Raw genomic sequence first — 22,840 nt, 5'->3', positions numbered from 1 at the left:
ATTTCGTCGTACCTAATGGGTTTCAGTGGAATCGACATCAGGTGTCGACGGAGACAGTGAGGCAGCGATGCGTACCCCCCATGTCGTCGTGGTCATGGGCGTAGCGGGCACCGGGAAGACCACCATCGGTCCCCTGCTCGCGGCCCGGCTCGGCGTTCCGTACGCCGAGGGCGACGACTTCCACCCGCAGGCCAACATCGCCAAGATGTCGGCCGGGCACCCGCTGACCGACGAGGACCGGTGGCCGTGGCTGGACGCCATCGGCGACTGGACACACGGGCGGGCGGGGCTCGGCGGGGTGGTGAGCAGCTCGGCGCTGAAGCGGTCGTACCGCGACCGGTTGCGGGCCGCCGCCCCCGGGGTCGTCTTCGTCCATCTGACCGGTGACCGCGCGCTCATCGAGGACCGGATGGCGCACCGGCACGGGCACTTCATGCCGACCGCGCTGCTCGACTCGCAGTTCGCCACGCTGGAGCCGCTGGAGGCCGACGAGGCCGGCGTCTCCGTGGACGTCGGCGGCAGCCCGGAGCAGATCGCCGGGCGGGCCATGGCCGCGCTCGCGCAGGTTCCCGAGCCGACCTTCTAGTACCTCCCGTCACCCCCAACTCCCCACATCCGCAAGGAATCCACCGTGACCAGACTCAGCGTCGAGTTGCTGGCAGCGGACCCCGTCGAGCCCATCACCTCGGCCGGCCACGCGCAGCTGGGCATCGCCGTACTGGCGGGCATCGCCGTCATCGTCCTGCTCATCACCAAGTTCAAGATGCACGCCTTCCTGGCGCTGACCATCGGCTCGCTCGCGCTCGGCGCGTTCGCCGGGGCGCCGCTGGACAAGGCCATCACCAGCTTCACCGCCGGGCTCGGCACCACGGTCGCCGGCGTCGGCGTGCTGATCGCCCTCGGCGCGATCCTCGGCAAGCTGCTCGCCGACTCCGGCGGCGCGGACCAGATCGTCGACACGATTCTCGCGAAGGCGAGTCCCCGGTCGATGCCGTGGGCGATGGTGCTGATCGCCTCGGTGATCGGGCTGCCGCTGTTCTTCGAGGTCGGCATCGTGCTGCTGATCCCGGTCGTGCTGATGGTCGCCAAGCGCGGCAACTACTCGCTCATGCGGATCGGCGTCCCGGCGCTGGCGGGCCTGTCGGTCATGCACGGGCTCATTCCGCCGCACCCGGGGCCGCTGGTCGCCGTGGACGCGGTCAAGGCCAACCTCGGTCTGACCCTGGCGCTGGGCGTGCTCGTCGCCGTCCCGACCGTGATCATCGCGGGCCCGTTGTTCTCGAAGGTCGCCGCCCGCTGGGTGGACGTCCAGGCCCCGGAGCGCATGCTGCCTTCAACTGGGGGTTCCCCCCAGACCCCCGCCGCCCGCCCCTCCGAGGACCTGGAGAACCGTCCCGGCTTCGGCGCGACCCTCGCCACGATCCTTTTGCCGGTCGTGCTCATGCTCTCCAAGGCGCTGGTGGACATCGTCGTGGACGACCCCACGCACACCGTGCAGCGTGTCTTCGACGTCATCGGCTCCCCGCTGATCGCGCTGCTCGCGGCGGTGATCGTCGGCATGTTCACGCTGGGCCGCCCGGCGGGCTTCACCAAGGAGCGGCTGTCCTCGACCGTCGAGAAGGGGCTGATGCCGATCGCGGGCATCCTGCTCATCGTCGGCGCGGGCGGCGGCTTCAAGCAGACACTGATCGACTCCGGTGTCGGTCAGATGATCCTGGACATCTCCAAGGACTGGTCGATCCCGGCGCTGCTGCTGGCCTGGCTGATCGCGGTCGCGATCCGGCTGGCGACCGGTTCGGCGACGGTGGCCACGATCTCGGCGGCGGGTCTGGTAGCACCTCTGGCCGCCGACATGTCGACGACCCACACCGCGCTCCTCGTCCTCGCCATCGGCGCGGGCTCGGTCTTCTTCAGCCATGTCAACGACGCCGGATTCTGGCTGGTGAAGGAGTACTTCGGCCTGAGCGTCGGCCAGACCCTCAAGACCTGGTCCGTCATGGAGACGATCATCTCGGTGGTCGCCGGCGGACTGGTCCTCCTCCTCTCACTGATCATCTAGGGGTACGGGAATGAGTCATCCTCTTTTCGACATCAGTGGCCGGACGGCCCTGGTCACCGGTTCCAGCCGGGGCATCGGACTCGCCCTCGCCCGGGGCCTGTTGGAGGCCGGCTGCACGGTCGTCCTGAACGGCCGGGACGGCGAACGGCTCACCAAGGCCGCCGCCGAACTGTCCGGCGATGTCCACACGGCCGTCTTCGACGTGACCGACGGTCCGTCAGTAGCCGCTGGGATCGCGGATGTTGAGGACCGGGTGGGCCCGCTGGACATCCTGGTCAACAACGCGGGCATGCAACTGCGCGCCCCGCTCCTGGAGTTCACCGACTCCGACTGGCACCGGATCATCGACACCAACCTCACCAGCGCGTTCCTGGTCGGCCGTGAGACGGCCCGGCGGATGACGGAACGCGGACACGGGAAGATCATCAACATCTGCTCGTTGCAGAGCGAGGTGGTCCGCCCGGGCATCGCGCCCTACGCGGCCACCAAGGGCGCCCTGAAGATGCTCACCAAGGGCATGTGCGCGGACTGGGGTCCGTCCGGCGTCCAGGTCAACGGCCTGGGCCCGGGCTACATCGAGACGGAACTGACCCAACCCCTCGTCGAGGACGAGGAGTTCAGCGCCTGGGTGCGCAGGCGGACCCCGGCCGGCCGCTGGGGCACCACGGACGACCTGGTCGGCGGGGTGCTGTTCCTGGCGTCCCCCGCGGCGGACTTCGTGAGCGGACAGGTGTTGTACGTCGACGGCGGTATGACGAGCGTGCTGTGAAAGGGAACATCATCGTGTCGGACATGCTGGGCTGCGTGATCCACGGTCAGGACGACCTGCGGGTCGAGGAGTTGACGGTTCCGGAGCCCGGCCCCGGCCAGGCTCTCGTCGCCGTCCGCTACGGCGGCGTCTGCGGCTCGGACCTCCACTACTGGCGCCACGGCGGCGTCGGCGACTTCCGCCTCAAGGAACCGATGCTGCTGGGCCACGAGGTGGTGGGCACGGTCGTGTCCTACGGCCCCGGAGCCTCAGGTCCCGCCGCCGGTACTGCGGTTGCCGTGCACCCGGCCACTCCGTGCGGGGTGTGCCCCGAGTGCGCGGACGGTCGCCGCAACGTCTGCCGGGACACCCGGTACCTCGGCAGCGCGGCCCGCTTCCCGCACGTACAGGGCGGATTCGCGGCCCAAGTCGTCGTCCCCGCAGACCAGTTGAGGCCGATCCCGGAGGGCCTGGAGCTGCGCCGGGCCGCCCTCGCCGAACCGCTCTCCGTCGCGCTGCACGCGGTACGCCGGGCAGGTGACGTGACCGGACGCCATGTGCTGGTCACCGGCGCGGGCCCGATCGGCTGTCTGGTCGTCGCGGCGGCGAAGGCGGCCGGCGCGGCACACGTCACGGTCACGGATCTGCTCCCGGCCGCCCTGAGTTACGCCACGGCGGCCGGCGCCGACACCGTCGTACGGGCCGATGACCCGGACGACTCCGGGTGGCCGTCGGAGGTCGACGTGGCCATCGAGGCGTCCGGGGTGGCGGCGGGTCTCGACACCTGTCTGCGGCTCGTACGGCGGGGCGGGGTGGTCGTCCAGCTCGGGATGCTGCCGCCGGGGCAGAGCCTCTTCGCCGGGAACCTCGTCGTCAGCCGGGAGATCGAACTCCGGGGAGCCTTCCGCTTCGACACGGAGTTCGACGAGGCGCTCCAACTCCTCACGGTGGAGCCCGCGTTCGACGGTCTCGTCAGTGCGGTGGTACCGGTGCGGGAGGCGGAGTCGGCGTTCGCGCTGGCGGCCGACCGGAGCCGGTCGTGCAAGGTGCTGCTGGACTTCGGAGGCTGATCAGGGTCACCAGCACGTTCGGTCAAGGCCCGACTACGGTTTCCACAGCGGGTGTTCCCGCTTCGCCCACTCCCTGCTGACCGACCCCGTACGCAACCCCGCCCGCGCCTCCGGATCACCCAGCGCCATGCCGATGTGCCCGCCCAGGACGATGCCGATCGTCAGGGCGAGCCAGTCGTGGACGAAGGTCGCGCTGGTGCGCCACATGATCGGGGTGAGGTGGGTGAACCACATCATCAGGCCCGTGCCGAGCATGACCAGGGTGGCGCCGGCGATCCAGTTGGCGTAGACCTTCTGGCCGGCGTTGAACTTGCCCGCGGGGCGCGCCGAGCGGCGTTTGTCGCGCATCAGGGCGCCGCGCAGCCAGACGCGGTCGTGCGGGCCGAAGCGGTTGAGGAAGCCGAGGTTGACGCGGAAGCCTCGGAAGAAGAGGCCGACCAGGACGGGGACGGGGAGGGCGACTCCGGACAACTCGTGGACGCGGACGACGAGTTCACGGCGGCCGACGAGTTCGGCGAACTGCGGGATGTACAGGCAGGCCGCCGTGGCCACGCAGATGCCCATCAGCGCGGCCGTGGTCCGGTGCACCCAGCGCTCGGTGCGGCCGAAGCGGCGGACGCGGGCCGACGGCTCCGTCCGCGGGGGCTGGGCCTCAGCTCGTAGGGTCATCGTCACGTCCGTTCGACTTGCCGACCCAGGCGTCGACGTCGTAGCCCCGGTCCTCCCAGTATCCCGGCTTCACGTGCTCGGTGACCGTGATGCCGGAGAGCCACTTCGCGGACTTGTAGAAGTACATGGGGGCGACGTAGAGGCGGACCGGGCCGCCGTGGTCGTGGCCGAGGTCCTTGTCCTGCATGCGCAGCGCGACCAGGATGTCGGAGCGCCGGGCCTGGTCGAGGGTGAGGCTCTCGGTGTAGGCGCCGTCGAAGCAGCTGAAGCGGACGGCCCCGGCCTTGGCGCGCACTCCCGCGGCGTCCAGGAGCCGGGACAGTCGTACCCCCTCGAAGGGGGTTCCCGGGACCCGCCAGCCGGTGACGCACTGGACGTCCTTGACCAGCCGGGTCTGCGGCAGCGCGCGCAGGTCGGCCAGGGTGTAGGACGCCGGTTTGTCGACCAGGCCGTCGACGGTCAGCCGGTAGTTCGTGGCGTTCTTGTGCGGCACGGACCCGGTGACCGAGTAGTAGCGGAAGCCGCCGCCGTTCGGGAGCAGTCCGGTCAGCCCGGTGGGGTCCTTGCCGGACACGGCGCCGAGGAAGCCCTCCATGCCCTTCTGCAGGGCGGGCGCGGTGACGACGCCCAGGGCGCCCAGGCCGAGGGTGCCGAGGAGGACACGGCGGCCGAGCGGTCGGCCCTCCGGCTTCTCCGCGGTCTCGGGCTCGGGTTGTTCAGGGTTCACCCACTCATTCGAACACCCGCGAGCCCGGCACGGCCAGAGATCGCGGGTGCCCGTCAGACTTCCGTAACCACTTCTTACGCGCTTCTCAGCAACGACAGGTCGACGACAGTTCCTCGACAGGGTTCCTACGGCGTCTCCGCCGCCGCCTTGTCCAGCTGGAACGCCTCGTTGCCCAGGCCGATCCGCGCGTGCGCCTCGGGGTTGCGGGCGCGCAGGAGCAGGCCCTGGGCCAGGCCGATGAGGAGCGCGAGGCCGATGATGCCGGGCAGGATCCAGCTCAGGGACGAGTCGGGGCCGGCGCCGACCAGGACGTCGAAGTCCTTGACCGTGTAGACGGCGATGACGACCAGCGCGATACCGGCCAGCGCGGAGGTGACCAGCCGCCAGGCCTGGGCGCCGGCGGAGCCTCGGCGGGCGAAGAAGACGATCACCGAGAGGGAGGCGGCGGCCATCAGCAGGATCACGCCGAGGGCGCCGATGTTGCCGAACCAGGTGAACAGGTGCAGGACGGGTTCGGTGGGGTCGCCGGTGGGCTTGTCGTCGGCGACCGCGAAGGCGATCACGATCACGGCGGACACGGCGGTCTGGAGCAGCGAGCCGGTGCCGGGGGCTCCGCTCGCAGTCGTCGTACGGCCGAAGGCGGACGGCAGCAGGCCCTCGCGGCCCATGGCGAAGGCGTAGCGGGCGACGACGTTGTGGAAGCTGAGCATGGCCGCGAACATGCCGGTGACGAACAGGACGTGGAGCACGTCGGTGAAGGTGCCGCCGAGGCGGGCGTCGGTGAGGTAGAAGAGCAGGCCGGCGCTCTGCTTCTGGGAGACGCCGATGATCTGGGAGGGCCCCGTCGCGACGGTGAGCGCCCAGCAGCTGAGGGCGAAGAAGACGGCGACGCCGCTGACCGCCAGGAACATCACGCGCGGCACCAGGATGTGCGGGCGGCTGGTCTCCTCGGCGTACACCGGGGCCTGTTCGAAGCCGAGGAACGCGGCGATGCAGAAGCACAGGGCGGTGCCGACGCCGGCGCCGCTGAGGGTGTCCGGGTTGAAGGCGTGCAGGGACAGGCCCTCCTTGGCCGGGTCGGCGACGGCCGCGATGTCGAAGACGACGACGAGCGCGACCTCGATGACCAGCAGGACGCCGAGTACGCGCGCGTTGACGTCGATCTTCAGCCAGCCGAGTGCGCCGACGACGAGCACGCCGGCCAACGCCGGTATCCACCAGGCGACTTGGAGGTCGGCGTAGATGGAGAACAGTCCGGAGACCTCGAAGCCGAAGATGCCGTAGATGCCGACCTGGAGGGCGTTGTACGCGACGAGTGCCACCAGGGCCGCGCTCGCGCCTGCGGTGCCGCCGAGGCCGCGGGAGATGTACGCGTAGAAGGCGCCCGCGTTGTGGACGTGTCTGCTCATCTCGGCGTAGCCGACGCTGAAGAGGACCAGGACGACGCCGAGGAGGACGAAGAGGAGCGGCTGCCCCTCGATGCCCATCACCGCGAATGTGGTGGGCATGACACCCGCGACCACCATGAGGGGCGCGGTCGCCGCGAGCACGGAGAGCAGCAGGCCCCCGGTGCCGAGGCGGTCGGCGCGCAGGGCGCGCTCCTGCCCCCTGAACGTACTGATTCCGCCGCCGTCCGAGGTGGCGCTGCTCGTGCTGGAACTGCCCGTCGTCATGGCGGGAACGTCCTTTCGGGGTCGCTACGGGGGCGTTACGACGTACCGAGCGCGGTGTCGCGTGCGGCTCGGAAGGCGGTGAGCGGGTCGCGGTCCGGGTAGGACCACGGGGCCGGGGTCGGGTGCTCCCCTATGCGGTGGAACAGGGCGGCGGCCTCGGCACTGCGGCCCTCGCAGCACTTGGCGTGGGCGAGGAAGTTGAGGTCGACCAGGCGGCGCGGATGGCCTTCGTGCTCCCATTCCAGCCACCAGTCGAAGGCGGCCTTCATCACCTGCCGGGCCCGGCGTCCCGACCAGTGCCCGGAGGCGGCCGGGTCGGCGGGTTCCAGGCCCGCGGCAGCGAGCACGCGGTAGCGCTCGGCGTGCGCGACGACCGGCAGGATCGCGAGCGGGGAGTCGGCGGGCGCCTGTTCGGCGGCCCAGTAGGCGAAGTCGTAGACCTCGTGCAGCGGGTCGAGACCGGCGGTGGCCCGGCGCTCGGCCAGCCGGGCCACCATCAGGTGGTGGGCGTGGTGGTGGTCGGCGTGCCGGTGGCGGACCTCGTCGAAGAGCCGGACGACGTCCTCGTCGGTGCCGAGGCTGTACTCCAGGAGGAGCAGTCCGAGCCAGGGCGTCGGATCGTCGGGCACACGGGCCGCCGCCGCGCGGCAGGCGTCGCGGGCGCGGGCCGGTTTCTCCTTGCCCGCCAGCGCGCGCTGGACCAGGGCCACGGCGAGCAGGACGGAGGCGTCGCCCGACTCGGGTTCGGCGAGCAGCCAGTCGCGGGCCCAGGCGGCGGTGTAGGACTCCAGGGCGAGGACGGTGACCCGGTGGGCGCGCAGGTCCCACTCGTCGCCCGTCTGGGCGAGCAGTCCGCGCGCCGCCTGCCAGCGACCCTGGGCCAACGCGGCCCGTGCGGCGACGAGTTGGTCGTCGTCGAGCGCGGCGTCGAAGGCCTGGGACGCACGCTTGTGACGGCGTCCGAGGGGTGGCGGGGGTGGGGACACCCGGGAATTCCTCACGATCCTCACGCGACGCTGCGGGACATCGGCGCGCTATCGGCCGATCACGCACAGCAAACCCTCCACCAATACTTCACGTCAAGTGCCGAACTGCTGTTACACCTGTCAACTTCCGCCGCGCGTGCGGCACTTGTGACAGAAGTGGCCCAATCCGCTCCCCGTGGCGGTACGCTCCTCGGCGTTCGCGGGTCACCGGTGTGGCGTAGGCCATGGCGCTCGGGCGCGCGGCGGCGGACCATGGGAGCACGGTCCCGCCGCAGCCTCCGACCGCCACCGGGCTGTCGGAGCATCGTGACCGAGTCGACCGCCCGCTTCCGGGCACTCCCAGGGGCACGCCGGGCCCTGGGGCGCTACAGTCGCCCAAACGCATCCCGTAACCCGGCCTGACGATCGAGGTACGCAGCGTGTCGGTTCTGGTTCTGACGCTCGCCGTGAGCGCGGCCTGTTGCCTCGGCTTCGGGTTCGTGCTCCAGCAGAACGCGGCCCAGCGTGCGCCCCTGAACGACTTCCTCTCCCCGCGGCTGCTCCTCGACCTGATGAAGGTGCCGCGCTGGCTCGGCGGCATCGGCCTGATGATCGCGGGCATGGTGCTCGGCGCGATCGCGCTCGGCCACGGCGAGGTCTCCCTCGTGGAACCGCTCCTCGCGACGAACCTGCTCTTCGCCCTCGCCCTCTCCCGCAAGCAGACCCGGCAGCCCCTGGGCCGTCAGGGCTGGGCGGGCCTCGCGCTCCTCGCGGGCGGTGTCACGACGTTCATCGTCGCGGGCGAGCCCCACAGCGGTACGGCGGTCACGGACCCCTTCCGCCACTGGCTGATCATCGGCGCCATGGTGGGCGCCGCCCTCCTCCTCACGACGTACGCCAAACGCTCCCGGCTCAGCGCGGGCCCGGTCCTGCTGGCCCTGGCCGCCGGTCTTCTCTACGGCGTGCAGGACGCGCTGACCCGGGTCAGCGGCCAGCGCTTCACCGAGGGCGGCCTCACCGAACTGGTCACGGGCTGGCAGCCGTACGGTGTGCTCGCGCTCGGTGTGACAGGGCTGGTCCTCGTGCAGAGCGCGTTCGAGACCGCTCCCCTGCGCATGTCCCTGCCCGCCCTCACCGCGGCCCAGCCGCTGGCCGGGATCATCTGCGGGGTGGGCTTCCTGGGCGACCGGCTGCGCACCGACACCGGCGCGCTGGCCTGGGAGGCGGTGGGCCTCGCCGGGATCGTCGTCGGCATCCTGCTCCTCGGCATGCACCCCGCGATGCCGCGCGGAACGGTGCGGCCGAAACCGGCACTGGACCTCCAGCCGCGCTGACCGCCCGCCCCCCTGTTTGGATGGGGTCATGAGCGCAGCTGACGAAATCCTCGACATCGTCGACGAGAACGACCAAGTGATCGGCCGGTCCCCGCGCGGTGAGGCGTACGCGCGGGGCCTGCGCCACCGCGCGGTCTTCGTCCGGGCCCGCGACGCGCAGGGCCGCGTCTTCGTCCACCGCCGCACCCCGACGAAACTCGTCTTCCCCTCCCTCTACGACATGTTCGTCGGCGGGGTGGTCGGCACGGGCGAGTCCTACGACGACGCGGCCCTGCGCGAGGCCGAGGAGGAACTGGGCGTCTCCGGGCTGCCCCGCCCCGGCTTCCTCTTCAAGTTCCTGTACGACGACGGCGCCGGGCAGACCTGGTGGTCGGCGGTGTACGAGGTGCGCTGCGAACTCCCGGTCAGCCCGCAGGTCGAAGAGGTCGCCTGGCACGCCTTCCTGGAGGAGGGGGAGATCGAACGGCGGCTGGGCGAGTGGGAGTGGGTGCCGGACGGGTTGGCGGCCTACGAGAGGCTCAAGGGGTACCGGGAAGAAACGGCCGGATAGGGTCCTTCCGTGATCGATTTTGTACGGAACGTCCAGCTGTGGTTCGCGCCCCAGGAGATCAGCGAGGAGGGCCGTACACCCGACTACCGGTTCTCCCTGGCCAACGAGCGCACCTTCCTGGCCTGGCTGCGCACCGCGCTCGCGCTGATCGGCGGGGGCTTCGCGGTGGACCAGTTCCTGCCGCACCTGCGCTGGGCCTGGCGGGCCGGCCTCGCCCTCGCGCTGCTCGCGGCGGGCGTCCTGTGCTCCCTGCGCGCGGTCAACCACTGGGTGCGCTGCGAACGGGCGATGCGGCGCGGCGAGGATCTGCCGGTGTCCCGTTTCCCGGCGCTGCTGAGCATCGCCGTGGCGATCGTGGCCGTGGCGATGGTCGTCGTCGTGCTCGCCGGATGGGCGGGGTGAATCCGGGCGTGAACGCGGGTGCGGCCACGGACCCGGCCCAGGACCGCGACCCGGGTCTCCAGCCCGAGCGGACCCGGCTGGCCTGGCGCCGCACGACCCTGTCGAGCACGGTCGCCGCCGTCCTGGCCATGAAGGCCTCCCTGCACGGCGGGGTCCGGGTCGAGGGTGTCCTCGTCTGCGCCCTGTGCTGCGCGCTGTGGCTGGGCTTCCTGACCGTCGCCCACCGCCGCATCCGTACCCTCACGGCCGACGGGGAGCCACCGGCCCTGGCGCCCCGGCACGCCACCACGGCGGTGCTGTGCGCGGTGGCCCTGGCGGTGTGCGCGGCGGTGCTCGTGTACTGAGACGCCGATCCCGGCGCCACGCAAGCGGAATGAGCGGATATGGGCGGTTCGCATGGCACCCTGTCCGACGTCAACTCCCGCACTTCCGAAGGTGAGCACGATGACCGCCCTTCACCTGGAGCACTCCTCCCACGCCCACTCCCACGGCCCGGACTGCGGGCACGCCACCGTGCCGCACGGCGACCATGTCGACTACGCGCACGACGGGCATCTGCACCGCGAGCACGGCGGCCACTGGGACGAGTGCGAGCCGGGCGGGCATGTCGCGCACCAGGAGCACGCGCACCAGCACGGCCAGGACTGCGGGCACGAGAGCGTGCTGCACGGCGACCACGTCGACTATGTGCACGACGGTCACCGGCACGCCCTGCACGACGGCCACTGGGACGACCACTGAACCGAGACCCCTGGCCGGGAACGGCCCGGAACCACTGACGCACAGCTCCCCGTCGCCCGGCGCGGGGAGCTGTCGGCTTATCGTGGCTCCGGTCACGTTTCGCTCCCCTACTGGACGACATACCGACCGGTCGGCATGATGGGTCGAGACCTGTTCGTCCGTTCGTAGGAGTGATGTATGAGCCCCGACCACCCGCCCGGACTCGATCTCGACCGGCTGCGCGGTCTGCTCGACCGTGAGCGGCCCGGTCTGGTGAGCGGCACTCTGTCCGGCCGGCTGATCGAGGGCGGACGGTCGAACCTCACCTACGCGGTCACCGACGGCACCGCGAAGTGGGTCGTACGGCGGCCCCCGCTCGGCCATGTGCTGGCCACCGCGCACGACATGAAGCGCGAGCACCGGGTGATCAGCGCCCTGCACCCGACGAGCGTGCCGGTGCCGAGGCCCGTGCTGCTGTGCGAGAACCCCGAGGCCGAGGCGGTGCTCGGGGCGCCGTTCTACGTCATGGAGTTCGTGGCGGGCACCCCGTACCGCACCGCCGACGAACTGGTCCCGCTGGGTCCGGCGCGCACCCGGGGAGCGGTGCTCGAACTGGTCGACACGCTGGTCGAGTTGCACGCGGTGGACCCCGCCGAGGTGGGCCTCGCGGACTTCGGCCGGCCCGAGGGCTTCCTGGACCGCCAACTGCGGCGCTGGGGCAAGCAGTTGGCTGCCTCCCGCAACCGCGAGCTGGCCGGGGTCGAGGAGTTGCACGCGGCCCTCGGCCGCCGCCTCCCCGACTCCCCCGCACCGGCGGTCGTGCACGGCGACTACCGCCTGGACAACGTGCTCATCGGCGAGGACGACAAGATCAAGGCCATCCTCGACTGGGAGATGTCCACGCTCGGTGATCCACTCACCGACCTGGGCCTGCTGGTGATGTACAGCATCCCGCTGGAGCTGCCCAACTCCCCCATCTCCACGACCGCTTCGGCCCCCGGGCACCCGGCACCGGCCGAGCTGATCGAGCGGTACGCCGCGCGCTCGGGGCGCGATGTGTCGTCGGTCGCCTGGTACACGGCGTTCGCGTGGTTCAAGCTCGCCGTGATCCTGGAGGGCATCCACTACCGCTACACCCTGGGCCAGACGGTCGGCCGCGGCTTCGACCGCATCGGCGAGCTGGTCCCCGTCTTCATCGAGCACGGCCTGACCACCCTTCAGGAGGGCTGATCCACCATGGACTTCGCGTTCGACGCACACACCGAGGAACTGCGCGCCAAGCTCCTGGCCTTCATGGACGAGTACGTCTACCCGGCCGAGGCGGTCGCGGAGGAGCAGCGCGCCCGGCTCGCCTCGCCGTGGGACACCCCCGCCGTGGTCGGGGAGTTGAAGGCGGAGGCACGCAGGCAGGGCCTGTGGAACCTCTTCCTTCCGGATGCCGAGTACGGCGGCGGGCTCACCAACCTCCAGTACGCGCCCCTCGCCGAAATCACCGGCCGTTCCCCGCACTTGGCGCCCACCGCGCTGAACTGCGCGGCGCCGGACACCGGCAACATGGAGGTGCTGTACCAGTTCGGCGACGAGCAGCAGAAGAAGCAGTGGCTGGAGCCGCTGCTGGCCGGTGAGATCCGCTCGGCGTTCGCGATGACCGAGCCGGAGGTGGCCTCCTCGGACGCCACCAACATCACCACACTGATCGAGCGGGACGGCGACGACTACGTCATCACCGGCCGCAAGTGGTACATCTCCGGGGCGATGAACCCCGATTGCAAGATCTTCATCGTGATGGGCAAGACGGATCCGGACGGCGCCGACATCCGCCGCCAGCAGTCGATGGTCCTGGTCCCCCGCGACACTCCCGGCGTCACCGTCAAGCGGGCGATGCGGGTCTTCGGCTACGAGGACCACTCCCACGGCGGCCACGCTGAGGTGATCTTCGACCACGCGCGCGTGCCGGTGACGAACCTCGTCGGCGAGGAGGGCGGCGGCTTCGCCATCGCCCAGGCACGGCTCGGTCCGGGCCGTATCCACCACTGCATGCGGCTGATCGGCATGGCCGAGCGGGCGATCGAGCTGATGTGCCGACGGGCCGTGTCCCGCGTCGCGTTCGGCAAGGCGCTCGCCCAACAGGGCGTCGTCCACAACTGGATCGCGGACGCGCGGGTCGCCGTGGAGCAACTGCGGCTGCTGGTCCTGAAGACGGCCTGGATGATGGACACCGTCGGCAACAAGGGCGCCCACGCGGAGATCCAGGCCATCAAGATCGCCACGCCCCGCACGGTCGTCGGCATCCTCGACAAGGCGATCCAGCTGCACGGCGCGGGCGGTGTGAGCCAGGACTTCCCGCTGGCCGAGCTGTACGCGAGCGCCCGCACCCTGATGCTGGCCGACGGCCCGGACGAGGTGCACCAACGGTCGCTGGCGCGCCGGGAGTTGAAGAAGTACCTGTAGCGACGCGGCGGGCCGGTACGGGCGCCCCCTCGCCCGTACCGGCCCTGTTCCCCCCGTCCCCGAGGTCAGCTGCGGGTGCTCACGGGCACAGTCCACTGCTGAAGGCACCGGTGGCCGCCGGACCTGATGTCGCAGCCCTCGACGATGAACGAGTAGTCGCCGCTGGTGCGCTTCTGCACCCACATCCCGCCCGAGCTCCCACCGCGGAGTTCGCGCTGGGTGCCGCCCGCGTCCGCGGCGCTGGTGTAGCGGACCAGGAAGACGTCGTAGGTGTACGGCGGGTTCGTGGGGCCCCAGGTGAAGTACGCGTACCCGTTGCGCTCCCAGGCCGAGACCACCATCCGGTGTCCCTGGTCGGGCGACCAGGCGATCTCGCCGTTCGCGAAGCGCTGCCTCTCGGCGCCGTTCGCCAGGAGCCTGTTCCGGCCGATCGGGCAGCCCAGCATGCCGTTCTGTCCGCCGAGTTGGTTCCACCGCTGGTAGATGAACTGGTTGGGGATCGGGTAGTTGGGCGTGCACGAGACCCGTGCGGGCTGCTGGGTCACTGCCTGCGCGGTGGCCGGCAGCGCGGCCGTACCGCCGAGGGCGAGCAGGGAGCCCAGGACAACGCCGGTCAGGCGCCGCTTCGTTGACAGCATGGTGTTTCCCCCGTTGGTTCCGTCGAACGGTCCGGCGGTGGTCCGCCGTTCCGCTGTTACGAGCATCGCGGCGCCGGCGGCCGGGAGTTGAGGGGGAGCCCTCGGGCAACACCGGGGACCTCTCCCGGGTGGACCGGGAAGCGTTCCCATGACACCCGGGCGCCGCGCCGGGACGATGGGACGCATGGACGACCGCGACGGACGCACCCCGCCCCGTACGGCGGCGGCGTACGCGCTGCTGGGGCTGGCGGCCCTCCAAGTGGCGGTCGGGGCGGTCGCGTTGGCGGCGTCCGGGGTCTCCGGCGCGGACGTGATCCGCTACGACATGGTCGTCGACCTCGCGGTCGCTCTCGCCTACCCGGTCTGCGGCACGGTGATCGCGCTGCACCGGCCGCGCAATCCCCTCGGCTGGCTGCTGACCGCGTACGGGCTGGGCCACGCGTTCACGGGCCTGTCGATCGGTCTCGCGGCCGAGGGGCTGCGGGCCGGCTGGCCGCCCGGACTGCTGGGCGCACTCACCACGATCGGGCGGCACACCTGGATCGCGGGAGCCTCGACGGCGTTCGTCCTCGTGTTCTTCCTGTTCCCCGACGGCCGGCTGCCCGACCGCCGCTGGCGCTGGGCGACGATCGCCCAACTCCTGTCCTCACCACTCGACATGGCCTACTGGGGCCGGGAGGACTGGGGCCTGTTCCACGGCACGGCAGCCCAACCGGCGTACATTCCCGTGCCGTCGGGGTGGATGCCGGTCCTCCGGTACGTCGAGACCGCCAAGGCCTGCCTGGTGCTGGCCGCCGTGTTCGCCGTCATGTGGCTGCGCTACCGGCGCGGCGGCGAACAGGACCGCCGCCGGCTGCTCTGGCTGTTCGCCGGCATGCTTCCGCTGGCGCTGAGCATGATCCTCCAGATCGCCGGCTTCCCCGCCGTCTACACCTCGTCCTGCATCCTGTTCCTGCCGGTCGCCATCCTGATCGCCGTGCTCCGCCACGAACTCCTCGACATCCGCCTCGTCGTCTCCCGCAGCCTGCTCTACGGCGCGCTCACGGTCGGCGTGATCGTCACCTACGTCGGCCTCGTCACCTCCGTGCAGGCCCTCCTCAACCCCGACCCGGCGCTGCTCGGCCCGGCCCTGATCACGGTCACCCTCGCCCTCGCCTTCGAACCCGCCCGCCGCCTCGTGCAGCGCATGGTCGGCCACGCCCTGTACGGCGACCGGCACGACCCGGTGCGCGCGGTCTCCCGCATCGGCGAACGGCTGGCCGGCACCGGCGTCGACGCGGTCCCGGAGGCGGTGGGCGAGGCGCTGCGGCTGCCGTACGTCTGCGTGGAGTCGAAGTCCGGTGTGACGGACGGGAGTTGGGGCGTACCGGGGGAACACATCCACGCCATACCGCTGGACTACGACGGCCGGACCGTCGGTGCGCTGGTGATCGGCCTTCGCCCTGGTGAACAGCAGCCCGACACCGCCGACTTGGCGGTCCTGGAGCTGCTCGCCGTACCGCTGGCCGCCGCGCTGCACGCCACCGACCTCACCCGGCAGTTGCAGCACTCCCGGGAACGGATCGTGGCCGCGCGCGAGGAGGAACGGCGCCGGATCCGCCGCGATCTGCACGACGGGCTCGGCCCGACCCTCGCCGGAGCCGCCTTCCAGGCGGACGCCGTACGCAATCTGCTGACGTTCGACCCTGAACGGGCGGCGGAGCTGCTCACCGAGTTGCGGTCCGAGGTCGGGGGCGCGGTCGCGGAGGTGCGGCGGCTGGTGGACGGGCTACGGCCGCCGGATCTGGACCAGTTGGGGCTGCTGGGCGCGCTGCGGGAACGCGCGGTGCGGCTGTCCTGGCGGGCGGACGGCACCCCGATACAGGTACGGGTCAGGGCACCGGAACGGCTGCCCGCGCTGCCCGCCGCCGTCGAGGTCGCCGCGTACCGCATCGCGATCGAGGCGCTGACCAACGCGGCCCGGCACGCCCGCGCCTCGCGCGTGGACCTGCGCATCGAGATCGGCGACGGGCTGCGCCTGGAGGTGTGCGACGACGGTTCGCCGGTGGACGAGGAGACCGCGTGGACGCCGGGCGTGGGCATCACGTCGATGCAGGAACGCGCGGCCGAACTGGGCGGCCGGTGCGTGGCGGGACAGGGGCGGGTGGTGGCGACGCTGCCGTTGGGAGGGCCGATGTGATGGAGCGGGCCCCTGTGGCCGAGGAGGACGCCGACGCGCTGCGGGTCGTCCTCGCCGACGACCATCCCGTGGTCCGGACCGGGCTGGCCGCGCTCCTGGAGTCCGTGCGGGACGGCACCCCGCGCGTGCGGGTCGTCGGGGTCGCCGCCAGCGGGCGGGAGGCGGTACGGGCGGCGGTGACCCTGCGTCCGCACGTGGTGGTGATGGACATCCGGATGCCCGACCTGAACGGCATCGAGGCGACCCGGGAGATCGGCCGGGTGGCGCCCCGGGTCGCCGTGCTGATGCTCACCATGGTCGAGGAGGACGACTCGGTGTTCGCCGCGATGCGGGCGGGCGCCCTGGGCTATGTCCTCAAGGGCGCCGGGCAGGACGAGATCGTCCGGGCGATCCGCGCGGTGGCCGCCGGGGAGGCCATCTTCGGCCCCGGTGTCGCCCGGCGCGTGCTCGGCCAGCTCAGCAGACCCCCCGACCGCCCCGACCCGTGCCCGACCCTCACCCCGCGCGAACGGGACGTCCTCGCCCTGATCGCCGAGGGCCGGCCCAACGCGACGGTGGCCACCCGCCTGGGCCTGTCCCCGAAGACGGTCAGCAACCACATGTCGGCGGTCCTGGCCAAACTGGGTGTCGCGGACCGCGCGGAGGCGGCGGCCTGGGCCCGGGAGGCGGGCCTGGGCCCGACTCCCGAGTCGTAGGCCTACGGGCGCAACGCTCGCAGCAGCAGGTCCGCCAGGTGGTCGGCGACCTCCTGGGGGCTGAGCGGGCCGCCGGGGCGGTACCAGGTCGACAGGTGGTGGACCGAGCCGAAGTGGTAGTCGACGACGAGGTCGGCGGGGGTCGCGGTGGAGAAGACGCCCTCGCGCTGGCCCTCCTCGACGAGCGCGCGGAAGCGTTCGTGGTAGCGCCGGCGCTCGGCGCGCACCTGCTTGTTCTTCTCCGGGCTGAGATGGTGCATGGACCGGAAGAAGATCATCGCGTCGTCGAGGTTGTCGATCGTCGTCACGACGACGTCCGCCGCCGCCGCCCGCAACCGCTTCTCGACCGGCTCGTCGGCGCCCGCGAACACCTCCAGGCGCTCCTGCTGGACGCGCAGCACGCGCGCGTACACCTCGTGCAGGAGGTCGTCCTTGGAGCCGAAGTAGTGGTACAGCGCTCCCTTGGTGACGCCCGCCGCCTCGACGATCTCCTGCACCGAGGTGCGGTCGTACCCCTGCTCGGCGAAGAGCCGGGTGGCGGCGGCGAGGAGCCGCTGCGGGACGGGAGCCCCGTCTCCGTCGGTCGTCCTGGGCACTGCCGCCACCTGCCTTTCTTAGTCGTTCACGCGCTGTCGTGCGGCCGGGAACGGAGTTCCCGCCGGAGGATCTTCCCACTGGCCGTCTTGGGCAGCTCGGGCAGGATCTCCACCTGGCGCGGGTATTTGTAGGCGGCCAGTCTCTCCTTGCAGTACACGGCGAATTCATCGGGGTCGGTTTCGGCGCCCGGACGGAGGCTGATGTACGCCTTCACCGTCTCGCCGCGGTACCCGTCGGGCACCCCGACGACGGCCGCCTCGCGCACCGCCGGATGGGTGTACAGCACGTCCTCGACCTCGCGCGGCCACACCTTGAAGCCGGACGCGTTGATCATGTCCTTCTTGCGGTCGACGACGTACAGCCAGCCCTGAGCGTCCATGAACCCGATGTCCCCAGTGCGCAGTTCACCGTCCGGGAAAGTCTCGGCGGTGGCCTCGGGGCGCCGCCAGTACCCGGGCACGACCTGCGGCCCGCGCACGACGATCTCGCCCTGCTCGCCGAACGGCACCTCCGCGCCCTGGTCGTCGAGGATCCGTACGACGGTGTCGGGCCCCGGCACGCCCACGGCCAGCGTCCCGGACGCCGGGTCGACGGGCGCCTCCAGCTGGGGCGGTACGGAGGCGCAGGGCGCGGTGCACTCGGTGAGGCCGTAGCCGTTGCGGATGTACGGCCCGAAGCCGGTCCGGAACTTCTCCACCAGGGCGGGCGGTACCGGGGCGCCGCCGGAGGAGATGTTCCGGAAGGACGCGAAGTGGTCGGGCGTGACGGCCGGGTGCGCGGCGAGTGCCATGAAGGCGGTGGACGGGCCGACCGTGTAGTGCGGCCGGTGCTCGACGAACGCGTCGAGGACGACCCCGCCCTCGAACCGGTAGACCAGCACCAGCGAGCCCCCGCTGACGAGCGACGCGCCCAGCTGGCACACCATTCCGGTGATGTGGAACAGCGGCGCCATCGCGAAGTACACCGGCGCGTCCGGCAGCCCGAGCCCGGTCCGCTGCCGTTCGGCGTTGTAGAGGATGTTGCCGTGGGTGTTGGTGGCGCCCTTGGGGGCACCGCTCGTCCCCGAGGTGTAGCTGATCAACGCGATGTCGGAGGGCGCCGGGGCGGGGACTTCGGGCGCGCTGTGGCCCTGACGGGCGACGGCCACCAGGTCCTCGGCGTCGTCCGCCTGCGGAAGCCGCTCGAAGGCGAGCACGCGCGCGTCGTCGCGGGTCTGGAAATCCAACTCGCACCCGGTGAGCACGATCCGCAGCGGCGACCCGCTCTCCTCGACCGCGGCCACCGTCTCCCGCAGATACGACTCCCAGGCCCGGTCGGAACAGATCAGCGCGGCCACCTCGCCGTCCCGCAGGACATGGGTGACCTCCCCCGACTTGTACATCGGGTTGACCGGCACGACGATCGCGCCCGCCTTCCAGGCGCCGAGCAGGGCGAGCACGAAGTGCGGCGAGTTCTGCAGCAGCACGGCGACCCGGTCACCGCGCTCAAGACCCCGCGCGGCCAGACAGCCGGCCACGGAGTCACTCAGCTCGTCGACCTCGCGATAGCTGAGACCGCCGTCGAAGTAGGTGAGGAAGGTGCGGTCGGGCGTCTCGGCGACCACCCGGCGCAGGGCGTGCACCAGGGAGTCGTCCGGAGTGATGTCCCCGCGCTGGGCCTCGTTGAGCAGCGCCACCCACGGCTTGGCGGCATACAGGGAGTCGGTCATTCTCCGGCCTCCCACTTCTGCTGGATGTGGTTCATGGTGGTCAGCCAGCGATCCGGTTCGGTGGCCCTGAGCCGGTAGTACCCGGCGACCTCGGGGTGCGGCAGGATCAGGAAGCGATCCTCCTCGATCCCCGCCATCAGCGCGTCCGCGACGGCGTCGGGCTCGATCGCGGTCGGCTGGAGGACCAGGTCGCCCGCGCTGCCGGTGGCGGCCAGCATGTCGGTGCGGACGCCCTGCGGACAGATCGCGTGGACCTTGAGCCCCCGGTGCCGGTACGTCAGCGACAGCCACTCGGCGAAGGCGTACGCACCGTGCTTGGTGACGCTGTAGGGCGCCGCCCCGATCATCGTGAGCAGCCCGGCGGCCGACACGGTGGACACGAACCGCCCGCTTCCCCGCTCCAGCCAGGCCGGGATCAACGCCTCGGCGGCCCGCACATGAGCCATGACGTTCACGTCCCAGGCCTGCGCCCACACCTCCTCACCGGCGGCTTCGGACCCACCCGAACCGAGCCCGGCGTTGGCGCAGTAGATGTCGACGGTCCCGCCGAGAGCGTCCCGGGCTTCCCCGACGACGGCGGAGGCGTCCCCCGGCACGGCGATCCCTCCGATCTCGTCGGCGACGGCTTTCGCACGCTCACCGTCCAGGTCATTGACGACGACCCGGGCCCCTTCGGCAGCGAACCGCCGCGCGAGCGCGGCCCCGATACCACCCCCGGCCCCCGTGACGACTACCCCGGCACCCTGAACGGCTTCCACCATCGGTCTCCTTCGACTGCGGCTCCACTGCCCGACCAGACTAACCGGTCGGTATGTAACACCGGTAGGGCAGGCGCCCCGATAGGGGCGCGGGGAACGGCGCGAGCAACCACGACGGACCCGCACCCTACAAACCACATACCGTGCCGACATGCCCCTCACCAGAAGAACCCTCCTGGCAGCAACCCCGGCGGCAACCCTCACCCCAGCAACCACCAAGCCCCGAAAACTACGCACCGGCTTCGAACAGCTGGCCGCACACGACTACGCCCAGCTCAACGGCCGACGCATCGGAATCGTCACCAACCCCACCGGCATCACCCGCGACGCCCACCACATCGTCGACGTCCTGCACGCAAGCCCCCACGTGAACCTAGTGGGGGTCTTCGGCCCCGAACACGGCTTCCGAGGCACCGCACAGGCCGGCGGCTCCGAAGGCCGCTACACGGACCCGGCAACCGGACTCCCCGTCTACGACACGTACTTGAAGAGCGGTCAGCCCCTCGCCGACGTCTTCAGGACCTCCGGCGTCGACACGATCGTCTTCGACATCCAGGACGTGGGCGCCCGCTTCTACACGTACATCTGGACCCTGTACGACTGCATGGAGGCGGCCCAACTCGCCGGCAAACGCTTCGTCGTGCTCGACCGCCCCAACCCGGTGACCGGCCGCACCGCCCAAGGCCCGGTCCTGCACAGGGAGTTCGCGACCTTCGTCGGCAGGCAGCCCCTCGCGCAGGCGCACGGCATGACGGTCGCCGAGCTGGCCCGGCTGTTCAACGGGGAGTTCCTCACCACGCCCGTGCCGCTGGAGACCGTACTGATGACGGGCTGGAAGCGGTCGGAGTTCTACGACGCCTGGTCGCTCCCGTGGGTGCCGCCCAGCCCCAACATGCCGACGCCGGACACCGCCCTCGTGTACTCGGGAACGTGTCTCTTCGAGGGCACGAACCTGTCCGAGGGGCGCGGCACCACCCGCCCCTTCGAACTGCTCGGCGCGGAGGGCATCGACGGCCGTTGGGCGGCGGAGGCGAATCAACTCGCCCTGCCCGGGGTGCACTTCAGGGAGGCCTACTTCGCGCCCACGTTCTCCAAGTTCCAGGGCAGGACCGTCGGCGGGGTGCAGATCCATGTGCACGACCGGGCCGCCTACGACCCCGTGCGCACCGGCGTCGCACTGCTGGTGACCGCCAAGAAGGTCTGGAGCGGCTTCGGTTGGCGCCCGGACAACTGGATCGACAAGCTCACGGGGTCCGCCCGGGTGCGTACGGCGATCGACGCGGGCGCGGGCACCGACGAGGTGGTGGCCGCGTGGCAGGAGGAGTTGAGGGTGTTCCGGAGGATTCGAACTGAATACCTCCTCTACAAGTGACTCGCGACGTATGGCCAATCTTCACCGGTAGCGGGACGATGCGCCCACATCGAGCCACTACGGGGGACGAGGAGGCCGGTCATGGCGGATCCGGCGATGAGTGTGAGCCCTTACTGGGAGTTGACCTTCGACGCCGACGGAGACGTCGACCAGGGAGAACGCGACCGGCTGCTGAGCGAGGTGCGGCAGCGCGGGATCGGTGACCTGATCGTCTTCTCCCACGGGTGGAACAACGAACGCGCCGGCGCGACGCGGCTCTACAGCGGCTTCTTCGCGCCAATGCCGAAGCTCGCGCCGAAGGCCCGGATCGGGTACGTGGGCGTGATCTGGCCATCGATGGAGTTCCCGGACCAGCCGATCCCGGACTTCCCCCGCTCGACCGTGGCCGCGGCCGGACCGACCGCGTCCCCGGCACTCGACGACGACACCCGGCGCGCACTCCTCGACGCCTTCCCCGGCAGCGCGACGGTGATCGACCGGCTCGCCCTGATGCTGGATCAACAGACCGGCGGGGAAGCCGAGTTGGAGGAGTTCGGCCGACTGGTGCGGACGCTCGTGGAGGCGGTGCCACCCGGGCCGCGGGCGGTGTTCGGCGCGGACACCCTGGCGGCGGGAGTGCCGCAGTACGAGCCGCGGATGCTCGCCGAAGGCCGTACGGCCGAGGTCTGCGGGCAGTTCGCGGAGGCGCTGGCCAACCTCGCGGCGCCGCGATCTCCGGGCGTCGTAGCGGAGTTCTCGTTGCCCGACCCGTGGAAAGGCGCGCGCGAACTGCTGCGACAGGCGTCCTACTTCGCGATGAAGCGGCGGGCCGGGATCGTCGGCGAGCTGGGTCTGGGTCCGGAGATCGGGCGGCTCGCGGGGGTGGCGCCGGAGGTGCGGGTGCATCTCGTGGGGCACAGTTTCGGCGGGCGGCTGGTGTCGTTCGCGCTACGGGGGCTGCCCGAGGGAGTGCGCTCGGTCAAGTCGGTGACGTTGCTCCAAGGGGCCTTCTCCCACTACGCGTTCGCGGCGCGGCTGCCCGACGACCCGGGTACCGGGGGTGTGTTGCAGGGGCGGCAGAACCGGGTCGACGGGCCGTTGGTGTGCTGCTACTCGCACTGCGACTCGGCTCTCGGCACGATCTATCCGCTGGCCTCGCGGATGTCGGACGACGACCGCTCGTTCGCCGGGCTCGACATCGGCCGGGTACTGGGTGACAAGTGGGGCGCCATGGGCCACGACGGCGTGCAGGCGGTGCCGGGCACCCCTTCGCTGACCCTGGCCGAGGCGCTCGACTCGCCGCTGCCCGCGTCGGGTTGTGTGAACGTCGACGCCTGCGCGGTGGTGTGCCACGGCGATCCGCCGTCGGGGGCGCACAGCGACATCGTGCACCCCGAACTCGCCCGGGTGGTGCTGGCGGCGGGCCGGATCAACCGGCCCGCCGCCGCTCAGGCGTCACCGGTGTGACGTGTACTCCACCACTTGCTGGAAGGTGGGCCGGGTCTGGCAGCGGCTGTGGTAGTGCATGTTGCCGCCCAGGGGGCGC

23 protein-coding genes are annotated in these 22,840 nt (G+C 71.2%); 15 read left to right on the top strand and 8 right to left on the bottom strand.

What is annotated here, in order from left to right:
• The first annotated feature begins 67 nt into the window (after positions 1-67).
• Genes ACIQBL_RS43480 through ACIQBL_RS43465 form a run of 4 tightly spaced genes read left to right on the top strand, consistent with a single transcriptional unit; the run spans position 68 to position 3,877 of the window.
• Positions 68-586 (top strand): gluconokinase, encoded by a 519-nt coding sequence (locus ACIQBL_RS43480; RefSeq protein WP_401953276.1) that lies wholly within the window; start codon positions 68-70, stop codon positions 584-586.
• Between the two features lie 45 nt (positions 587-631).
• Complete coding sequence (locus ACIQBL_RS43475) at positions 632-2,059, top strand: gluconate:H+ symporter (RefSeq protein ID WP_401953273.1); 1,428 nt, start codon at positions 632-634, stop codon at positions 2,057-2,059.
• Positions 2,060-2,069: 10 nt separating this feature from the next.
• Positions 2,070-2,828, top strand: coding sequence for an SDR family oxidoreductase (locus ACIQBL_RS43470; RefSeq protein WP_401953271.1), 759 nt, complete (start codon positions 2,070-2,072; stop codon positions 2,826-2,828).
• Positions 2,829-2,851: 23 nt separating this feature from the next.
• Positions 2,852-3,877, top strand: a complete 1,026-nt coding sequence (locus ACIQBL_RS43465) for an L-idonate 5-dehydrogenase (RefSeq protein WP_401953594.1) — start codon at positions 2,852-2,854, stop codon at positions 3,875-3,877.
• A 33-nt stretch (positions 3,878-3,910) separates the two neighbouring features.
• On the opposite strand, the gene ACIQBL_RS43460 is transcribed toward ACIQBL_RS43465, so the two are convergent.
• From ACIQBL_RS43460 to ACIQBL_RS43445, 4 genes are all read right to left on the bottom strand, one after another.
• Positions 3,911-4,546, bottom strand: a complete 636-nt coding sequence (locus ACIQBL_RS43460; protein WP_401953268.1) for a cytochrome b/b6 domain-containing protein — start codon at positions 4,544-4,546, stop codon at positions 3,911-3,913.
• Positions 4,530-5,273 carry a molybdopterin-dependent oxidoreductase gene (locus ACIQBL_RS43455; protein WP_401953265.1) on the bottom strand — a complete coding sequence of 248 codons (744 nt, stop codon included), beginning with the start codon at positions 5,271-5,273 and terminating at the stop codon, positions 4,530-4,532. Before ACIQBL_RS43455 ends, ACIQBL_RS43460 begins: the two co-directional genes overlap by 17 nt.
• Positions 5,274-5,398: 125 nt before the next feature.
• Positions 5,399-6,946 carry an APC family permease gene (locus tag ACIQBL_RS43450; protein ID WP_401953262.1) on the bottom strand — a complete coding sequence of 516 codons (1,548 nt, stop codon included), beginning with the start codon at positions 6,944-6,946 and terminating at the stop codon, positions 5,399-5,401.
• A gap of 35 nt (positions 6,947-6,981) precedes the next feature.
• Positions 6,982-7,932 (bottom strand): hypothetical protein, encoded by a 951-nt coding sequence (locus ACIQBL_RS43445; protein ID WP_401953259.1) that lies wholly within the window; start codon positions 7,930-7,932, stop codon positions 6,982-6,984.
• 419 nt (positions 7,933-8,351) lie between these two features.
• Between ACIQBL_RS43445 and ACIQBL_RS43440 the strand changes: the two genes are divergently transcribed.
• The 7 genes from ACIQBL_RS43440 (at position 8,352) to ACIQBL_RS43410 (ending at position 13,368) form a co-directional block, all read left to right on the top strand.
• Positions 8,352-9,245 (top strand): DMT family transporter, encoded by an 894-nt coding sequence (locus ACIQBL_RS43440; RefSeq protein WP_401953256.1) that lies wholly within the window; start codon positions 8,352-8,354, stop codon positions 9,243-9,245.
• 28 nt (positions 9,246-9,273) lie between these two features.
• Positions 9,274-9,795, top strand: coding sequence for an NUDIX hydrolase (locus tag ACIQBL_RS43435; protein WP_401953253.1), 522 nt, complete (start codon positions 9,274-9,276; stop codon positions 9,793-9,795).
• Between the two features lie 9 nt (positions 9,796-9,804).
• The gene (locus ACIQBL_RS43430; protein WP_401953250.1) at positions 9,805-10,197 is read left to right on the top strand and encodes a YidH family protein; all 393 of its coding nucleotides are present in this window, start codon (positions 9,805-9,807) and stop codon (positions 10,195-10,197) included.
• A gap of 8 nt (positions 10,198-10,205) precedes the next feature.
• Positions 10,206-10,541, top strand: coding sequence for a DUF202 domain-containing protein (locus ACIQBL_RS43425; RefSeq protein ID WP_401953248.1), 336 nt, complete (start codon positions 10,206-10,208; stop codon positions 10,539-10,541).
• Between the two features lie 100 nt (positions 10,542-10,641).
• Positions 10,642-10,938 (top strand): hypothetical protein, encoded by a 297-nt coding sequence (locus ACIQBL_RS43420; RefSeq protein ID WP_401953245.1) that lies wholly within the window; start codon positions 10,642-10,644, stop codon positions 10,936-10,938.
• Positions 10,939-11,115: 177 nt separating this feature from the next.
• The gene (locus ACIQBL_RS43415; protein WP_401953242.1) at positions 11,116-12,147 is read left to right on the top strand and encodes a phosphotransferase family protein; all 1,032 of its coding nucleotides are present in this window, start codon (positions 11,116-11,118) and stop codon (positions 12,145-12,147) included.
• A 6-nt stretch (positions 12,148-12,153) separates the two neighbouring features.
• Positions 12,154-13,368, top strand: coding sequence for an acyl-CoA dehydrogenase family protein (locus ACIQBL_RS43410; RefSeq protein ID WP_401953239.1), 1,215 nt, complete (start codon positions 12,154-12,156; stop codon positions 13,366-13,368).
• 65 nt (positions 13,369-13,433) lie between these two features.
• Here the strand turns inward: ACIQBL_RS43410 and ACIQBL_RS43405 are convergent, their stop codons facing one another.
• A complete protein-coding gene (locus ACIQBL_RS43405) occupies positions 13,434-14,006 on the bottom strand; it encodes an LGFP repeat-containing protein (RefSeq protein ID WP_401953237.1) in 573 nt (190 codons plus the stop codon).
• A gap of 184 nt (positions 14,007-14,190) precedes the next feature.
• On the opposite strand from ACIQBL_RS43405, the gene ACIQBL_RS43400 reads away from it, so the two are divergent.
• Both ACIQBL_RS43400 and ACIQBL_RS43395 read left to right on the top strand, forming a co-directional pair.
• The gene (locus ACIQBL_RS43400; RefSeq protein ID WP_401953234.1) at positions 14,191-16,185 is read left to right on the top strand and encodes a sensor histidine kinase; all 1,995 of its coding nucleotides are present in this window, start codon (positions 14,191-14,193) and stop codon (positions 16,183-16,185) included.
• Positions 16,185-16,880, top strand: coding sequence for a response regulator (locus ACIQBL_RS43395; RefSeq protein WP_401953231.1), 696 nt, complete (start codon positions 16,185-16,187; stop codon positions 16,878-16,880). Before ACIQBL_RS43400 ends, ACIQBL_RS43395 begins: the two co-directional genes overlap by 1 nt.
• A gap of 2 nt (positions 16,881-16,882) precedes the next feature.
• On the opposite strand, the gene ACIQBL_RS43390 is transcribed toward ACIQBL_RS43395, so the two are convergent.
• The 3 genes from ACIQBL_RS43390 to ACIQBL_RS43380 are packed head-to-tail and all read right to left on the bottom strand — an operon-like array spanning position 16,883 to position 19,946.
• The gene (locus tag ACIQBL_RS43390) at positions 16,883-17,476 is read right to left on the bottom strand and encodes a TetR/AcrR family transcriptional regulator (RefSeq protein WP_401953228.1); all 594 of its coding nucleotides are present in this window, start codon (positions 17,474-17,476) and stop codon (positions 16,883-16,885) included.
• Positions 17,477-17,502: 26 nt separating this feature from the next.
• Positions 17,503-19,185 (bottom strand): class I adenylate-forming enzyme family protein, encoded by a 1,683-nt coding sequence (locus tag ACIQBL_RS43385; RefSeq protein ID WP_401953225.1) that lies wholly within the window; start codon positions 19,183-19,185, stop codon positions 17,503-17,505.
• The gene (locus tag ACIQBL_RS43380; protein WP_401953222.1) at positions 19,182-19,946 is read right to left on the bottom strand and encodes an SDR family oxidoreductase; all 765 of its coding nucleotides are present in this window, start codon (positions 19,944-19,946) and stop codon (positions 19,182-19,184) included. Before ACIQBL_RS43380 ends, ACIQBL_RS43385 begins: the two co-directional genes overlap by 4 nt.
• Before the next feature lie 148 nt (positions 19,947-20,094).
• Between ACIQBL_RS43380 and ACIQBL_RS43375 the strand changes: the two genes are divergently transcribed.
• Together ACIQBL_RS43375 and ACIQBL_RS43370 are read left to right on the top strand one after the other, a co-directional pair.
• Entirely contained in the window at positions 20,095-21,315 is a 1,221-nt protein-coding gene (locus ACIQBL_RS43375; RefSeq protein ID WP_401953219.1) for an exo-beta-N-acetylmuramidase NamZ domain-containing protein, read from the top strand.
• Positions 21,316-21,396: 81 nt separating this feature from the next.
• Positions 21,397-22,761: a serine-threonine protein kinase gene (locus ACIQBL_RS43370; protein ID WP_401953216.1), complete on the top strand. Its 1,365-nt coding sequence runs from the start codon at positions 21,397-21,399 to the stop codon at positions 22,759-22,761.
• Positions 22,762-22,840: the final 79 nt, after the last annotated feature.

It is taken from the genome of Streptomyces sp. NPDC088350, from assembly GCF_044753545.1.
GTDB lineage: Bacteria > Actinomycetota > Actinomycetes > Streptomycetales > Streptomycetaceae > Streptomyces.
Note: the sequence above shows the minus strand (reverse complement) of the source record. Positions and strands in the feature narration are given on the sequence as shown.

What these genes read in the sequence shown, in the direction of transcription:
- ACIQBL_RS43480 (WP_401953276.1), top strand. Translation starts at nt 68, where the DNA reads ATGCGTACCCCCCATGTCGTCGTGGTCATGGGCGTAGCGGGCACCGGG.
- ACIQBL_RS43470 (WP_401953271.1), top strand. Translation starts at nt 2,070, where the DNA reads ATGAGTCATCCTCTTTTCGACATCAGTGGCCGGACGGCCCTGGTCACC.
- ACIQBL_RS43465 (WP_401953594.1), top strand. Translation starts at nt 2,852, where the DNA reads ATGCTGGGCTGCGTGATCCACGGTCAGGACGACCTGCGGGTCGAGGAG.
- ACIQBL_RS43460 (WP_401953268.1), bottom strand. Translation starts at nt 4,546, where the DNA reads ATGACCCTACGAGCTGAGGCCCAGCCCCCGCGGACGGAGCCGTCGGCC.
- ACIQBL_RS43450 (WP_401953262.1), bottom strand. Translation starts at nt 6,946, where the DNA reads ATGACGACGGGCAGTTCCAGCACGAGCAGCGCCACCTCGGACGGCGGC.
- ACIQBL_RS43435 (WP_401953253.1), top strand. Translation starts at nt 9,274, where the DNA reads ATGAGCGCAGCTGACGAAATCCTCGACATCGTCGACGAGAACGACCAA.
- ACIQBL_RS43420 (WP_401953245.1), top strand. Translation starts at nt 10,642, where the DNA reads ATGACCGCCCTTCACCTGGAGCACTCCTCCCACGCCCACTCCCACGGC.
- ACIQBL_RS43415 (WP_401953242.1), top strand. Translation starts at nt 11,116, where the DNA reads ATGAGCCCCGACCACCCGCCCGGACTCGATCTCGACCGGCTGCGCGGT.
- ACIQBL_RS43410 (WP_401953239.1), top strand. Translation starts at nt 12,154, where the DNA reads ATGGACTTCGCGTTCGACGCACACACCGAGGAACTGCGCGCCAAGCTC.
- ACIQBL_RS43405 (WP_401953237.1), bottom strand. Translation starts at nt 14,006, where the DNA reads ATGCTGTCAACGAAGCGGCGCCTGACCGGCGTTGTCCTGGGCTCCCTG.
- ACIQBL_RS43400 (WP_401953234.1), top strand. Translation starts at nt 14,191, where the DNA reads ATGGACGACCGCGACGGACGCACCCCGCCCCGTACGGCGGCGGCGTAC.
- ACIQBL_RS43395 (WP_401953231.1), top strand. Translation starts at nt 16,185, where the DNA reads ATGGAGCGGGCCCCTGTGGCCGAGGAGGACGCCGACGCGCTGCGGGTC.
- ACIQBL_RS43385 (WP_401953225.1), bottom strand. Translation starts at nt 19,185, where the DNA reads ATGACCGACTCCCTGTATGCCGCCAAGCCGTGGGTGGCGCTGCTCAAC.
- ACIQBL_RS43380 (WP_401953222.1), bottom strand. Translation starts at nt 19,946, where the DNA reads ATGGTGGAAGCCGTTCAGGGTGCCGGGGTAGTCGTCACGGGGGCCGGG.
- ACIQBL_RS43375 (WP_401953219.1), top strand. Translation starts at nt 20,095, where the DNA reads ATGCCCCTCACCAGAAGAACCCTCCTGGCAGCAACCCCGGCGGCAACC.
- ACIQBL_RS43370 (WP_401953216.1), top strand. Translation starts at nt 21,397, where the DNA reads ATGGCGGATCCGGCGATGAGTGTGAGCCCTTACTGGGAGTTGACCTTC.